The organism is Nonomuraea coxensis DSM 45129 (genome assembly GCF_019397265.1).
Taxonomy (GTDB): Bacteria; Actinomycetota; Actinomycetes; order Streptosporangiales; family Streptosporangiaceae; genus Nonomuraea; species Nonomuraea coxensis.
In genome coordinates, this window is the sequence record NZ_CP068985.1 from 6,433,986 (window position 1) to 6,447,527 (window position 13,542).

General features: G+C 70.4%; 12 protein-coding genes. 6 read left to right on the forward strand and 6 right to left on the reverse strand.

From position 1 onward, the window contains the following. The first annotated feature begins 18 nt into the window (after positions 1-18). Positions 19-777, forward strand: coding sequence for a neutral zinc metallopeptidase (locus tag Nocox_RS30160; RefSeq protein WP_157383011.1), 759 nt, complete (start codon positions 19-21; stop codon positions 775-777). Between the two features lie 10 nt (positions 778-787). Here the strand turns inward: Nocox_RS30160 and Nocox_RS30165 are convergent, their stop codons facing one another. The 4 genes from Nocox_RS30165 to Nocox_RS30180 all read right to left on the reverse strand — a co-directional run bounded on the left by Nocox_RS30165 (position 788) and on the right by Nocox_RS30180 (position 5,234). Beyond that, entirely contained in the window at positions 788-1,993 is a 1,206-nt protein-coding gene (locus tag Nocox_RS30165; protein WP_020542897.1) for an ROK family transcriptional regulator, read from the reverse strand. A gap of 35 nt (positions 1,994-2,028) precedes the next feature. Beyond that, complete coding sequence (locus tag Nocox_RS30170) at positions 2,029-3,291, reverse strand: sugar ABC transporter permease (RefSeq protein WP_020542896.1); 1,263 nt, start codon at positions 3,289-3,291, stop codon at positions 2,029-2,031. Beyond that, complete coding sequence (locus Nocox_RS30175; protein WP_026214282.1) at positions 3,288-4,052, reverse strand: ATP-binding cassette domain-containing protein; 765 nt, start codon at positions 4,050-4,052, stop codon at positions 3,288-3,290. The genes Nocox_RS30170 and Nocox_RS30175 overlap by 4 nt, the downstream gene beginning before the upstream one ends. Positions 4,053-4,115: 63 nt before the next feature. Beyond that, positions 4,116-5,234, reverse strand: a complete 1,119-nt coding sequence (locus tag Nocox_RS30180; RefSeq protein ID WP_020542894.1) for a sugar ABC transporter substrate-binding protein — start codon at positions 5,232-5,234, stop codon at positions 4,116-4,118. A 258-nt stretch (positions 5,235-5,492) separates the two neighbouring features. On the opposite strand from Nocox_RS30180, the gene Nocox_RS30185 reads away from it, so the two are divergent. Then, on the forward strand, positions 5,493-7,157 hold the full coding sequence (locus Nocox_RS30185; protein WP_020542893.1) for a YncE family protein: 1,665 nt from the start codon (positions 5,493-5,495) through the stop codon (positions 7,155-7,157). A 153-nt stretch (positions 7,158-7,310) separates the two neighbouring features. Beyond that, the gene (locus tag Nocox_RS30190; RefSeq protein WP_020542892.1) at positions 7,311-8,300 is read left to right on the forward strand and encodes a TIGR01777 family oxidoreductase; all 990 of its coding nucleotides are present in this window, start codon (positions 7,311-7,313) and stop codon (positions 8,298-8,300) included. Here Nocox_RS30190 and Nocox_RS30195 read toward each other — a convergent pair. Continuing rightward, positions 8,278-8,958 (reverse strand): sulfite exporter TauE/SafE family protein, encoded by a 681-nt coding sequence (locus Nocox_RS30195; RefSeq protein ID WP_246649598.1) that lies wholly within the window; start codon positions 8,956-8,958, stop codon positions 8,278-8,280. The genes Nocox_RS30190 and Nocox_RS30195 overlap by 23 nt on opposite strands. A 249-nt stretch (positions 8,959-9,207) precedes the next feature. Here Nocox_RS30195 and Nocox_RS30200 point away from each other — a divergent pair, with 249 nt between their 5' ends. The 3 genes from Nocox_RS30200 (at position 9,208) to Nocox_RS30210 (ending at position 10,579) form a co-directional block, all read left to right on the forward strand. Beyond that, the gene (locus Nocox_RS30200; protein WP_020542890.1) at positions 9,208-9,438 is read left to right on the forward strand and encodes a hypothetical protein; all 231 of its coding nucleotides are present in this window, start codon (positions 9,208-9,210) and stop codon (positions 9,436-9,438) included. Continuing rightward, positions 9,419-9,754, forward strand: a complete 336-nt coding sequence (locus Nocox_RS30205; protein ID WP_020542889.1) for a type II toxin-antitoxin system PemK/MazF family toxin — start codon at positions 9,419-9,421, stop codon at positions 9,752-9,754. The genes Nocox_RS30200 and Nocox_RS30205 overlap by 20 nt, the downstream gene beginning before the upstream one ends. A gap of 81 nt (positions 9,755-9,835) precedes the next feature. Continuing rightward, the gene (locus Nocox_RS30210; RefSeq protein WP_020542888.1) at positions 9,836-10,579 is read left to right on the forward strand and encodes a neutral zinc metallopeptidase; all 744 of its coding nucleotides are present in this window, start codon (positions 9,836-9,838) and stop codon (positions 10,577-10,579) included. A 148-nt stretch (positions 10,580-10,727) separates the two neighbouring features. Here the strand turns inward: Nocox_RS30210 and acnA are convergent, their stop codons facing one another. Further along, positions 10,728-13,478 (reverse strand): aconitate hydratase AcnA, encoded by a 2,751-nt coding sequence (gene acnA / locus Nocox_RS30215; protein WP_020542887.1) that lies wholly within the window; start codon positions 13,476-13,478, stop codon positions 10,728-10,730. Positions 13,479-13,542: the final 64 nt, after the last annotated feature.

Below are 13,542 nucleotides of genomic sequence, written 5' to 3' on the forward strand. Positions count from 1 at the left end.
GATTTATGATCCGCCATCGTGCGCGCTGTTCTCGCGCCGGTGGCGGGCCTGGTCGCGGTTCTCGTCGCGGGCGCCGTCATCGGTGGGCCCGCGACGGCCGCGCCGCGTGCCGGGCAGGTGACGTTGTCCGGCGTCATGGGCGGGGACCTGCCGCGGCTGAGGTGCGCGGTGCCGGCGATCACGGTGGGCTCGGCGGCCTCGCTGCGCGCCTTCCACAAGGCCATGGCGGCGTGCGCGGACCGCTTCTGGGCGGAGCGGTTCGCGGCGGCCGGGCTCCCGTACAGCTCGCCCGAGGTGACGATCACGTCCGGCGCCGACTCGGTCTGCGGGCGCCTGTCGGGCGCGGGCGCCCACTACTGCCCCGAGCAGCGGGCGATCGTCATCCGGATCACCCGGCACGACCTGCGCGACCCGTTCAGGATGAACGTCGCGCACTCGGTCGCCCACGAGTGGGGTCACCACGTGCAGCAGCTCACCGGGGTGCTGCGGGCGCAGGAGGCGCTGTACCTGCCGGCCTCCGAGCAGGCGCGCAGGGTGCTGAGCCACCGGCTGGAGATGCAGGCCGAGTGCTACGCGGGCGTGTTCTACAGCTCCGCGCTGAAGTCGATCGGGCCGGGCATCGCGTGGGACGACTGGCTGGACGCGGTACGGCAAGCGGAGGAGAGCGAGGTGCACGGCAAGCCGCGCAACCTGGCGTTCTGGCAGGACCGCGGCTACCGGGGCGGCGCCACCGGCTTCTGCAACACCTGGACGGCGGCGCGGGCGAAAGTGGGCTGAGCGGGGCCGGCTAGCCGTTCGCGCGGGCCAGGACCTCCAGGGGGTCGGCGAGGACGTGCGCGAAGGCCAGCTCCGCCGCGCCGACCAGGGTGGCGGAGTCGCCGAGCGCGGAGGTGCGCAACCGCACCCGTTCGCGCTGCGGGGCCATGGCGTGCAGGGTGAGCTGCGTACGCACCTGCGCGGCCGAGCCGAGATAGACCTCCCGCAGCATGCCGCCGAAGATCACCATCTCGGGGTTGAAGATGTTGACGAGGTTGGCGACGCCGAGGCCGAGCCATTCGCCGGTGCGGCTGAGCGCCCCCTGGGCGACGATGTCGCCGCGGTCGGCCGCCTCGACCACGGCGCGGACCGCGTCGCGGCCCTGCTGCCCGGCGCCGAAGCGGCCGGCCGCCTCCAGCAGGGCGCGCTCCCCCACCTCGGCCTCCAGGCAGCCGTGCGAGCCGCAGCCGCAGGCCCGGCCGCCCGGGTTGACGACCATGTGGCCGACCTCGCCGCCGTAGCCGTCGTGGCCGCCGAGCAGCTGGCCGCCGGCGATGATGCCGCCGCCGATGCCCACGTCGCCGTGCAGGTAGATGAAGTCCCTGACGGCGACGCCGACGCCACGGCTGTGCTCGGCGAGCGCGGCGAGGTTGGCGTCGTTGCCGACGCTGACCGGCAGGCCCAGCCCGAGCTTGCGGCCCAGCTCCTCGCCGAACGGCACCTCCTCGGCCTTGAGGTTGGGTCCGAAGGTGACCACGCCGTCGGCCTTGCGCACCCCGCCGGACACGGCCGCCGCCGCGCCGACGCACACGGTGTCGGCCCTGGTCTTGCGGCGCATCTGCCGGGCGAAGCCGGCCAGCGCGCCGGTCAGCTCGTCCAGCTCGAACGTGTCACGGCGGCGTACGGCCTCCCGCCGGTCGAGGATGACCCCGCCGAGCCCCACGCGGGCGACCGCGAGCCGGTCGGGCCCCACGTCGAAGGCGAACACGTAGACCCGCGACGACTCCGGGCGGACCACGAGCGAGGGGCGGCCCGCCCGGCCGGTCTCGCGGGGCAGCTCCTCGCGTACGAGCCCCGCCGCCGTGAGGTCGGAGGTCAGCGCCATGATCGTGCTGCGGTTGAGCCCCATCTTGGAGGTGAGCTCGGCGCGCGAGGTCGGCCCGCCGAGGTGGACATGGCGGAGCAGCGCGCCGAGGTTGTGGCGCCTGATGTCCTCCTGCGAGGGGCCGGCACGCATGGTCTGGGGTTCCTTCAGAGGCTGTGAGTCGCTGATCACCTTAGACCAGCGGCAGCCGCCCGCCTGCGCGCCAGGGCGTCCACACCCGCGGCGAGGAGCAGCACGCACCCCGTCACCAGATACTTGACGCTGGCGCCGTAGCCCATGAGGCCCATGCCGTTCTCGATGACGGCCACCACGGCGCCGCCGAGCACGGCGTCGAGCACCCGGCCCTTGCCGCCGAACAGGCTCGTGCCGCCGATGACCGCCGCGCCGACCGCGTACAGCAGGACGGAGCTGCCGCCCGTGTTGGGGTCCACGGAGCTGGCGCGGGAGGCGGCCACGATGCCGCCGACGGCGGCCATCGCCGAGCAGATCACGAACGCGCTGATCTTGATCCGGTCGACCGGGATGCCGGCCCGGCGGGCGGCCTCGGTGTTGCCGCCGACCGCGTACAGGTGGCGGCCGAACGCCGTGCGGCGCAGGATGACCGTCCACACGACCAGCAGCACCAGGATGAGCGGCACCACGATCGGCACGCCGGTGAGCGAGACCAGCGCCGGGTTGCGGCTGCGCTCCAGGTTGAGCACGAACACCGCGACGCCCGCCAGCACCGCCAGCGCCCCCACGCGGAAGGCGATGAGCGACAGCGGGTCGGCGGTGAGACCGCGCTTGGCGCGCCGTGCGGCGCGGACGAGCTGGATGGCCGCGAAGACGCCCACGCCGGCGGCGTAGAGCGCCCAGCCGAGCCACGGCTCCAGGTTCTTGTTCGCGATGGCGACGATCACCGGGTCGCGGACCGAGATGTTCGTGCCCTCCCGCACCAGCACGAGGACCAGGCCCTGGAAGGCGAGGAAGGCGGCCAGCGTCACCACGAACGACGGGATGCCGACCTTGGCCACCAGCGCGCCGAGCACGATGCCGATGATCACGCCGGTGAGGACGGCGGCGAGCGCGCAGACGTACCAGGGCAGGCCGAGACTGGCGAGGGTGACGGCGAGCACGGCCGCGCAGACGCCGCTCGCGAACCCGGCGGACAGGTCGATCTCGCCGAGCAGGAGCACGAACACCAGGCCCATCGCGATGAGCGTGATCGCGGCGCCCTGGGTGAAGAGGTTGGCGAAGTTGATCGCGGTGACGAACGAGGGACGGGCGATCGCGAACACCGTGCAGAGCACCACCAGGCCGAGGACGGCCGGCAGCGCCCCCATGTCGCCGCCGCGCACCCGCTGGGCGTAGGCGCGGAAGCTGTTGCCGATGGACGGGGCCTGCGTGGCGGCGACGATGGCCTCGCCAGGGAGTTCCTTGACCTTGCTCATGGGGTGACCCCGTTCTTGAGGCCGAGTTCCCCGCTCCGGCCTGCAGTGATCAGTTCCACGACCTGCGCGTGCGTCACGTCGGAGGTCCTGACCTGGGCGGCCATCCTGCCGAGGTAGAGCGCCGCGATCCGGTCGGAGACGGCGAACACGTCGTTCATGTTGTGCGAGATGAGGACGACGGCGAGGCCGGTGTCGGCCAGCCTGCGGACCAGTTCGAGCACCTGCGCGGTCTGGGCGACGCCCAGGGCGGCGGTGGGCTCGTCGAGGATCACGACCTTGCTGTTCCACAGCACGGCCTTGGCGATGGCGACGGTCTGCCGCTGCCCACCGGACAGGCTGGAGACCTGCTGCCTGATGGACTTCACGGTGCGCACGGACAGGCTGGAGAGCGTCTTCTCGGCCAGCTCCTCCATGCTGTCCTCGTCGAGGAGGAGCCCGTTCCTGCGCTCCCGGCCGAGGAACATGTTCTGGACGATGTCCAGGTTGTCGCACAGGGCCAGGTCCTGGTAGACGATCTCGATGCCCAGCTCGCCGGCGTCTCGAGGGGTGTGGATGTGCACCGGCTTGCCGTCGAAGGCGATCTCGCCGGCGTCGATCGGGTAGATGCCGCCGATGCACTTGACCAAGGTGGACTTGCCCGCCCCGTTGTCGCCGACGAGTGCGGTGACCTCGCCGGCGTAGGCGGAGAACTCGACGTTGTGCAGGACTTTGACCGGACCGAAGCTCTTGTCGATCCCGCGCACTGCAAGGAGGGGGGTCATGGGGCTCCCTAGAGGGGAGGGTACGGCCCTGCGCTCGTGACGCGGGCCGCACCCCTCTCGGTTCTACTGGATTCCGGCCTCGGTGCACTTCTCGGCGAAGTCACCGGCGCACAGTTCCTCCTTGGTCACGTAACCGTCGGCCACCACGTCCTTGACGTTGTCGGCGTAGATGGCCTGCGGCTCCATGAGCTCGGCGGGGACGTCCTGCCCGGTCTCCGGGTCCTTGACGCTGGAGCTCGCCGCGGGCTTCTCGCCCTTGGCCAGCGCCACCGCCAGCTTGGCCCCGGCGTCGGCCTCCTTCTTGACCGCCTTGTAGACGGTCATGCACTGGTCGCCGGCGAGGATGTTCTGCAGGCCCTGGACGGTGGCGTCCTGGCCGGTGACCGGCACCTTGCCGTTGAGGCCGTTCTTCTTGAGGATGGTGATGGCGGCGTTGCCGAGACCGTCGTTGGCGGCCAGGACGCCGGCGATCTTCGGCTGCTCGGTCAGCATCTGCTCGAAGAGCGTGCCGGCCTTGGTGTTGTCCCAGTCGGGCACCGACTCCTCGGGGCCCTTGACGTACTCGCCGGAGTCGAACTTCGGCTTGAGCACGCCGTCGTAGCCCGCCTTGAACAGGGTGGCGTTGTTGTCGGTGGGAGAGCCGTTCAGGTACGCGACGATCGGCTTGTCCGCCTTCTTGTCCGTCAGGCACTTCGCCAGGCCCTCACCCTGGAGGGTGCCGACCTTGGTGTTGTCGAAGCTGACGTAGTAGGCGGCGTTGCCGCCGAGGGTGAGGCGGTCGTAGTCGATGACGGCGACGCCCTGCGACTTGGCCTTGTCGATGACGGCCTTGCCGCTGCCGCTGTCCAGGTTGACGATCATGAGAACGGTGGCGCCGTTCGTGATCATCTGGTCGGCGATGGTCTGGAACGCCGTCTTGTCGTTCTGGGCGTTCTGGATGTCGTACTCGACGCCGGCGGCCTTGAACGCCTCTTCGAGGTACTTGCGGTCCGCCGTCTCCCACCGGGCCGAGGACTTGCTGTCCGGCAGGATGACGCCGATCTTGCCGGCCTTGGCGGCCGGGGCAGAGGCCGATTCCGACGAGGTCGACGTCGTGGTCTGACCGCTGTCGCCCCCGCAGGCGGTGAGACCGAGGGCGAGCGCGGCTGCCGCGGCGGTCAGGCTGAGGATCCCCTTGCGCATGGTGCAGGGTCCTTTCTTCCGGAGGGGCCCGGATGAATGTTGTTTGCGGCAACGTATTCCCGGACGGCCTGCTTTGGAAGGGGGTGCGGGCCGGGAGTTTGTTGTTTCGGGTAACAATCCAGAAACGCAGGCTCAACCTCCCGGACAACTAGGCACCTCCGAGGCGGCCCGCGCTTGATCACGTTTTTGCGTCATGCGATCGGCCGATCTTGACGGCGGAGCACCTGGAGGACGCTATTAGAACTCATGTTCCCATCCATGCAGGAGGTTCCCGTGCGCCACCCACTGGTTCGCCGATTAGCCGCTCACTGCGGCGCCGCCGTACTGATCACCGGCCTGCTCACCGCCGCGGCCCCCGCCGCCTCGGCGGCCGGCACCACGACCGACCTCGGGGCGACCGACTCCTACACCGCCGACCTGGCCGTCGGCGCCGGCCGGGTGTTCGTCCCCGCCGGAGACCGGATCATCGTGGCCGACACCGGCGGAAACCTCACCGGCAATGTCGTCACCGGCCTGTCCGGCGTCCGCGAACTGGCCGTGAACGCCGACGAAACCCGCCTGTACGCGGCTCTCTCCGGCTCGAACGAGGTCGCCGAGATCGACACCGCGAGCCTCGCCGTCACGCGGCGGATCGACCTGCCGGCCTACCCGTGCCCGTCCACGCTGGCCCTGCTGGGCGAGCGGCTGTGGGTGGGACACGGGTGCGACACCGGCCCCGGCGGCGTCGTCGGCCTGGATCTGAGCGCGTCCGCGCCGGCGCCGGTGGCGGTAGGGGGCGAGCACCCGCACGCTCCCGTCCTCGCGGCCGCCGGCGACACGCTCGTGGTCGGCCGGACCGGCCTGGACCACGCCGACATGCTGGTCTACGACATCGGCGGCGGCTCCCCGGAACCGCGCGGCACGATCGACGGCAAGAAGTGGCGCATGCACCACCTGCGCGACCTCGCCCTGACCGCCGACGGCACCACGCTGTTCTCCGCGGCCGACGCTCCCGGTCACTTCACCAGGTACGACACCAGGACCCTGGCGGCGACCGGCACCTACGGCGACGGCTGGGACGGGTATGCGTCAGCTGTCGCGCTCGGCTCGGGCGGCGCCTACGTCGCCGCGGGACGCCAATGGGGCAGCGCCGACCTCACGCTCTACGACGCCGCGACCGGCACCGAGATGTTCGCGGCCGACCAGCCGGACGCCGAGCTCCTCCCGGACGGCCTCGCGTTCTCCGGGCCGGACGTCTTCGTGCTGCTGCGGAGCTCCACGGACCGGCTGCTCCTGTGGCGGGTGACGGGCGTCGCGTTGCCGGCGTCCCGTCTGACGGTGACCGCCCCGGCGGACGCGTACCTCGGCTCGCCGGTCACCGTCGAGGGGCGGCTCACCCGTGCCGACGGCGAGGCGCTCGGGCTCAAGCCGCTCACGGTGATCCAGTACCTGCCTGGCTGGACGAAATCGCCGATCACCGGCGTGACGACGCGGCAGGACGGCACGTTCACCTTCCAGGACACGCCCGTCTTCGAACTGCCGCCGTACATCGGCGAGGTGATCTACTGGGTGTTCTGGGACGGCGACGACAGCCACCGCCGCAGCAGCGCCTCCGCCACCGTGACGGTCCGGCACAGATCCACCCTCACCTTGGACGGACCGCAGTCGGGCGTCGTCGGCACGGCCATGGAGCTGACCGGCGCGCTGACGGCGGATGGCGGCCCGCCCTCGCCGGGGGCCAACCTCACCGTGCGACGCAGCGTGTCCGTCGGCGACCTCGTCGGCAAGAGCGTCAAGCTGCCGCCGGTGACCGTGAACGCCGACGGCTCGTACACGTTCACCGACACGCCAGCCGTCGCCGGCAGGTACAGCTACCTCGTGTCGTGGTCCGGGGACGGCTTCGCCGGGCCGGCCGAGGCCGGCCATCAGATCATGGTCCAGTGACCTGACGGCCGTGCCCGGGCATCGGACCGGGCACGGCCGTCAGCCCGCCGCTCTCGTCGAAGTCCGCTGGAAGCGATACCGGGGCGTCACAGGCTTTTGAACGTGTTCAGCCAGCCGCGCTAGGCTTGTCCCACTCACCGTGGGGGAAGCCGAATGAAGATCGTGATACCCGGGGGAACCGGACAGGTAGGCACCATCCTCAGTCGCACACTGACCGCTGCGGGCCACGACGTCGTGATCCTGACCAGGCGGCCGATGCGCGATCGCGACGTCCGCTGGGATGCCGAGACACTTGGCCCATGGGCGAAGGAGATCGACGGCAGCGACGTAGTGATCAACCTGGCCGGACGCAGCGTCAACTGTCGCTACACGCCTGACAATCTGCGGGCCATGATGGATTCGCGGGTGCATTCCGCCCGGGTGGTGGGCGAGGCGGTCGCGGCCGCCGTACGGCCTCCCCGGGTCTGGCTTCAGATGAGCACTGCCACCATTTACGCCCACCGCTTCGACGCCCCCAACGACGAGGCGACCGGCGTGCTGGGCGGCACCGAACCGGGCGTGCCGGGCTACTGGGCCTACAGCGTCGAGATCGCGAAAGCGTGGGAGCGGGCGCAGGAACAAGCCGAAACCCCGCACACGCGCAAGGTCAGCATGCGCGCTGCCATGGTGATGAGTCCCGACCGTGGCGGCGTCTTCGAGGTCTTGCTGCGGCTCGTGCGCCTCGGACTTGGCGGCCAGGTCGCCGGCGGTGCGCAATACGTGTCCTGGATCCATGACCGCGACTTCGTCCGCGCCGTCGAGTTCCTGGCCGACCGGGATGACCTCGCCGGGCCGGTGAACCTCGCCGCTCCTGTCCCTTTACCGCAACGTACGTTCATGCGCGTGCTGCGCGCCGCGTGGGGCGTTCCGGTGGGCCTGCCCGCAACGAAGTGGATGGCCGAGCTCGGCGCGTTCGCGCTGCGCTCGGATACCGAACTCCTGCTGAAAAGTCGCCGCGTCGTCCCCGGTCGCCTGCTCGAAGCGGGCTTCGCCTTCGACTACCCGCAATGGCCGGAGGCCGCCGACGACCTCGTGCGACGCCTGCGCGGCGGGCCTCCTCGGGCGCGGCCGGGGACGCCGCTCAACGCGACAGGACCTGCGTGATCACGGTCTGCGCGATGAGCCCGACGGCCGACACCGCGGCCACGACGAGCACGGCCGTCCGCACCTTGCCGCCGTCGAGGTGGCGCCGCAGCGGCCCGGACGCCAGGAATCCGAGCAGCATGGGGACGATCAGGGTCGCGCCCGTCGACAGGGCCCGGCCGGGCAGCTCCCCCACGATCGCCAGAATGGCCAGCGACTGCACCGCGCTCAGGAAGAAGAACATGGCGAGCGTGGCGCGGATCTGGGGCCCCTTGGCGGTCTGGTAGACCAGCGCGATGGGCGGCCCCCCGATACCCGTGGCGGTCCCGGTCACGCCCGAGACGAAGCCGGCCGAGGTGATGGTCGCGCCGTTGCGCGGCACGCTCACCGCCCTCGCGGTCAACGCCACCGCGACGAGCACCATTGCCGCCACGAAGAGACCACGCATGTATACGGAAACGTAGACAATGATGAGCGCACCCAGGACGCTTCCCGGCACCCGGCCCAGCACCGCGAAGCTCAGTCCCCGCCAGTCGACCCTGCGCCACTCGACGGCCAGCGTGAACAGCGGCAACGTCGCGTTGACGACCTGGATGGCGCCCGGCATGAGGTCGGCATCGAGCAGGGTGAGCACGGGAGCCGCCACCAACCCCAGGCCGAACCCGACGCTGCCCTGCACGATCGCACCGACGAAAACCGCTGAACCACCAAGGATCAGCACCAATGCCGTATCAGTCACGCAGGAGAGTCAACCATCTTTACGCAGAGTTGCCGTTCAACCACTTAACATGACCGCGCTCCCGTAGTGTTCCTTAGACGCCGACGTAGCCTGCGGAGTATGACGATGAAGCCCAAAGCCACGACGATACGCGTCAGCGTCAAGACAAGAGATCGACTAGCTCGAATCGCCCGACAGGAGGGCCGGAGCATGACCGAGGTGCTCAACGACGCCATCGCGGATTACGAACACAAGCAGTTCTGGCAGGAGGTCAACGAACGGGTCGAGCAGGTCCAACGCGAGAACCCGGAGGGATGGACCGGCTACCTGACCGAGCGCGAGATGATTCTCGGCTCGGCGCCGCGCACCCGTCGCATCGCGTCCGAATGGGAGGGCCTGATCACGATCCCCGAGGAGAAGAATGAAACTCACCCAAGGTGAGATCTGGTTCACTCGCTACGACAGACAGCCGGCAGGGCGCGAGCAGGGGTTCGACCGACCCGCGATGATTCTCAGCAACGACAGCTTCAACCGGTCCAGACTCGGCCTGGTCCTGGTGGCTCCGCTGACGTCGCGAGAGCGCGAATATCCCACGCACATCCGGCTGGATCCCGGCGACACCGGACTGGCCAAGCCGAGCTGGGCAATGATCGAGCAGGTGCGGGCCATATCCCCCGACCGGTTCGACTTCCTCGTGGGGCATGCGCCCGAGAAGGTCGTTGCCCAGGCGATCACTGTGCTGCTGCGGATGTTGTGAGAATGCCGCCCGGCGAAACCAAACTTCGCCGGGTGGCGTTGCCCATCGTGCCACACCTGGTCGTTGGCTAAGCTGCCGCTCGTGCGGTTCCCTTCGATCAAGCGCGCCCTTGTCCTCGCCGCGGTCCTGGCGATCTCCCTGCCGCCCGCTCCGGCCGGGGCCGCCGTCCAGGATCCGTTCCCCGGGAAGGCGGGCAGGCTGCCGGTCACCTCGTGCCCGGAGACTGCGATCAGCTCCGGGGGGATCCCGCGGACCCGGGAATACCTCCAGACCGTCGTCACGTGCCTCAACACGTCGTGGCGGGCGTACTTCGCGAAGGCGGGGCGGGCGTTCGCGAAGCCCGTGGTGCGGTACTTCGACGAGCCCGCCGACCGGGTGTGCGGCGGGGACTGGCCCGCGCAGGCGGCGGCGTTCTACTGCGTGGAGCGGCGCACGCTCGTCTTCCCGCTCACCGGGCCCTGGATCGAGAACCGCACGGACCTCTATCCGCTCAAGGTGGCCGCCCACGAGTACGGCCACCACGTGCAACGCCTCCTGGGCGTCGGCCTCCCGAAGGCGCGTGAGAGCGCGGCGCGGCGCCGGTACGAGTTGCAGGCCGACTGCCTCGCGGGCGTGTTCCTGGGCAGCGTGCGGGGCTCGCTGGGGCGCACCGGGCAGGACTGGGCGGCCCTGGTGGAGACCGCCAGGGCGAGCGGTGACGACTTCGACGGCGTCCGCAGCCACGGCAAGGGCGTCAACCGCGCCCGCTGGCTGGAGCGCGGCCGCCAGGCGGTCTCCCCCGCCGCGTGTGACACCTGGTCCGCGCCGGCCGGGCACGTCGCTTAGGAGGGGAACGGCGAAGGCCGCCCGGCGGAGGGTGTTCCGCCGGGCGGCCCTGCTGGATTCGGGTGGTTCCCCCGATGCGGGGCGCGTGAGGATCACGCCCCAACCCCCGGCCTCCGCCCGGCTCATGACCGGGCGGCGGCCAGGAAGATCACTTGGCCAGCAGCGAGCGCAGGACGTACTGCATGATGCCACCGTGCCGGTAGTAGTCGGCCTCACCCGGCGTGTCGATGCGGACGACCGCGTCGAACTCGACGCCGGCTCCGTGCGCGGACGACGCCGTGGCCCTGACGTGCACGGTCTGCGGGATGCCGCCCTTGTTGAGCTCCTCGACGCCGGTGATGTCGAACGTCTCCTCGCCGGTCAGCCCCAGCGAGGCCGCCGTGGCGCCCTCGGGGAACTGCAGCGGCAGCACGCCCATGCCGATGAGGTTGGAGCGGTGGATGCGCTCGTACGACTCGGCGATGACCGCCCGCACGCCCAGCAGCGCCGTGCCCTTGGCCGCCCAGTCGCGCGAGGAGCCTGAGCCGTATTCCTTGCCGGCCAGCACCACCAGCGGCGTGCCGGCGGCGGCGTAGTTGACCGAGGCGTCGTAGATGAACGACACCGGGCCGTCGGGCTGGGTGAAGTCGCGGGTGTAGCCGCCCTCGGTGCCGGGCGCGATCTGGTTGCGCAGCCGGATGTTGGCGAACGTGCCGCGGATCATCACCTCGTGGTTGCCGCGCCGCGAGCCGTAGGAGTTGAAGTCCTTGACCTCGACCCCGTTGGCCTGCAGGTATTGGGCGGCCGGGGTGCCGACCTTGATCGAGCCGGCCGGCGAGATGTGGTCGGTGGTGACCGAGTCGCCGACCTTGACCAGCACGCGGGCGCCGCTGATGTCGGTGACGGGCTCGGGCTTCTCCGGCATGCCGTCGAAGTAGGGGGCCTTGCGGACGTAGGTGGAGTCGGGGTCCCACTCGAAGGTGTCGCCGGTCGGGATCGGCAGCGAGCGCCAGTGGTCGTCGCCCTTGAAGACGTCGGCGTAGTCGCGCTCGAACATCTCGCGGCCGATCGAGGAGTGGACGACCTCGGCGATCTCCTCCGGGGAGGGCCAGATGTCGCGCAGGTAGACGGGCTGCCCGTCGGCGCCGACGCCGAGCGGCTCGGTGTCGAGGTCGAGGTCCAAGGTGCCGGCCAGCGCGTACGCCACCACGAGCGGCGGCGAGGCCAGGTAGTTCATCTTGACGTCGGGGTTGATCCGGCCCTCGAAGTTGCGGTTGCCGGACAGCACGGCGGTGACGGCGAGGTCGTTGGCCTGGATGGCCTCGGAGATCTCCGGCAGCAGCGGGCCCGAGTTGCCGATGCAGGTGGTGCAGCCGTAGCCGACGAGGTTGAAGCCGATCTTGTCGAGGTAGGGCTGGAGGCCGGAGCGCTCGAAGTAGCCGGTGACGACCTGGGAGCCGGGCGCGAGCGAGGTCTTGACCCACGGCTTGCGGGTGAGGCCCTTGTCGACGGCGTTGCGGGCGAGCAGAGCCGCGCCGAGCATGACGTACGGGTTGGAGGTGTTGGTGCACGAGGTGATCGCGGCGATCGAGACGATGCCGTGGTCGATCTCGAACGAGGTGCCGTCGGCCAGCGTGACGGGCACCGCCTTGTGCGGCCGGCCGCCGTTGGCGGTGGCGTTGGAGGCGGGCGCGTCGGAGGCCGGGAAGCTCTCCTCGTTGGCCTCGTCCACGCCGTCGCTCACGTAGTTCTCGACGTCGCGGCGCCAGGCGTGCTTGGCGTCGGACAGCGCGATGCGGTCCTGCGGGCGCTTGGGGCCGGCGATGGACGGGACGACCGTGCCGAGGTCGAGCTCGATGTACTCGGAGAACGCCGGCTCGGGCGCCGACGGGTCGAGCCACAGGCCCTGGGCCTTGGCGTAGGTCTCGACGAGGGCGATCTGCTCCTCGGTGCGGCCGGTCAGGCGCAGGTAGTCGACGGTCTGGCCGTCGATCGGGAAGATCGCGCAGGTGGAGCCGAACTCGGGGCTCATGTTGCCGATGGTGGCCCGGTCGGCCAGCGGCACCGAGGAGACGCCCTCGCCGTAGAACTCGACGAACTTGCCGACCACGCCGTGCTTGCGCAGCATCTCGGTGATGGTCAGCACCAGGTCGGTGGCGGTGGCGCCGGCGGGCAGCTTGCCGTTGAGCTTGAAGCCGACCACGCGCGGGATGAGCATGGAGATCGGCTGGCCGAGCATCGCGGCCTCGGCCTCGATGCCGCCGACGCCCCAGCCGAGCACGCCGATGCCGTTCTCCATCGTGGTGTGGGAGTCGGTGCCGACGCAGGTGTCGGGGTAGGCCTTGCCGTCGCGGATCATGACGACCCTGGCGAGGTGCTCGATGTTGACCTGGTGGACGATGCCGGTGCCGGGCGGGACGACCTTGAACTCGTCGAAGGCGGTCTGGCCCCAGCGCAGGAACTGGTAGCGCTCGCGGTTGCGCTCGTACTCGCGCTCGACGTTGCGCTGGAAGGCGTCGGGGTGGCCGAAGTAGTCGACGATCACGGAGTGGTCGATGACCATCTCGGCCGGGGCGAGCGGGTTGATGCGGGCCGGGTCGCCGCCGAGGTCGCGGACGGCCTCGCGCATGGTGGCGAGGTCGACGACGCAGGGCACGCCGGTGAAGTCCTGCATGATGACGCGCGCAGGGGTGAACTGGATCTCGACACTGGGCGCGGCGTTGGGGTCCCAGGAGCCCAGCGCGCGGATGTGGTCGGCGGTGATGTTCGCGCCGTCCTCCGTGCGCAGGAGGTTCTCCAGGAGGATCTTCAGGCTGTACGGGAGGCGTGCGGCGCCCTCGACGGCATCCAGCCGGAAAATCTCATATGACGCGTCGCCGACGCGCAGCGTGTCACGGGCGCCGAAGCTGTTCGCGGACACGGTGATTCGCCTCCTCATCAGACCGGTGTTCACTCAAATCCTGCCGCACAGCCGGAACCACTCG

What these genes read in the sequence shown, in the direction of transcription:
- Nocox_RS30190 (WP_020542892.1), top strand. Translation starts at nt 7,311, where the DNA reads ATGAAGATCGTGATACCCGGGGGAACCGGACAGGTAGGCACCATCCTC.
- Nocox_RS30165 (WP_020542897.1), bottom strand. Translation starts at nt 1,993, where the DNA reads ATGCGTGCCGGCCCCTCGCAGGAGGACATCAGGCGCCACAACCTCGGC.
- Nocox_RS30185 (WP_020542893.1), top strand. Translation starts at nt 5,493, where the DNA reads ATGCAGGAGGTTCCCGTGCGCCACCCACTGGTTCGCCGATTAGCCGCT.
- Nocox_RS30170 (WP_020542896.1), bottom strand. Translation starts at nt 3,291, where the DNA reads ATGAGCAAGGTCAAGGAACTCCCTGGCGAGGCCATCGTCGCCGCCACG.
- Nocox_RS30205 (WP_020542889.1), top strand. Translation starts at nt 9,419, where the DNA reads ATGAAACTCACCCAAGGTGAGATCTGGTTCACTCGCTACGACAGACAG.
- Nocox_RS30180 (WP_020542894.1), bottom strand. Translation starts at nt 5,234, where the DNA reads ATGCGCAAGGGGATCCTCAGCCTGACCGCCGCGGCAGCCGCGCTCGCC.
- Nocox_RS30200 (WP_020542890.1), top strand. Translation starts at nt 9,208, where the DNA reads ATGACCGAGGTGCTCAACGACGCCATCGCGGATTACGAACACAAGCAG.
- Nocox_RS30175 (WP_026214282.1), bottom strand. Translation starts at nt 4,052, where the DNA reads ATGACCCCCCTCCTTGCAGTGCGCGGGATCGACAAGAGCTTCGGTCCG.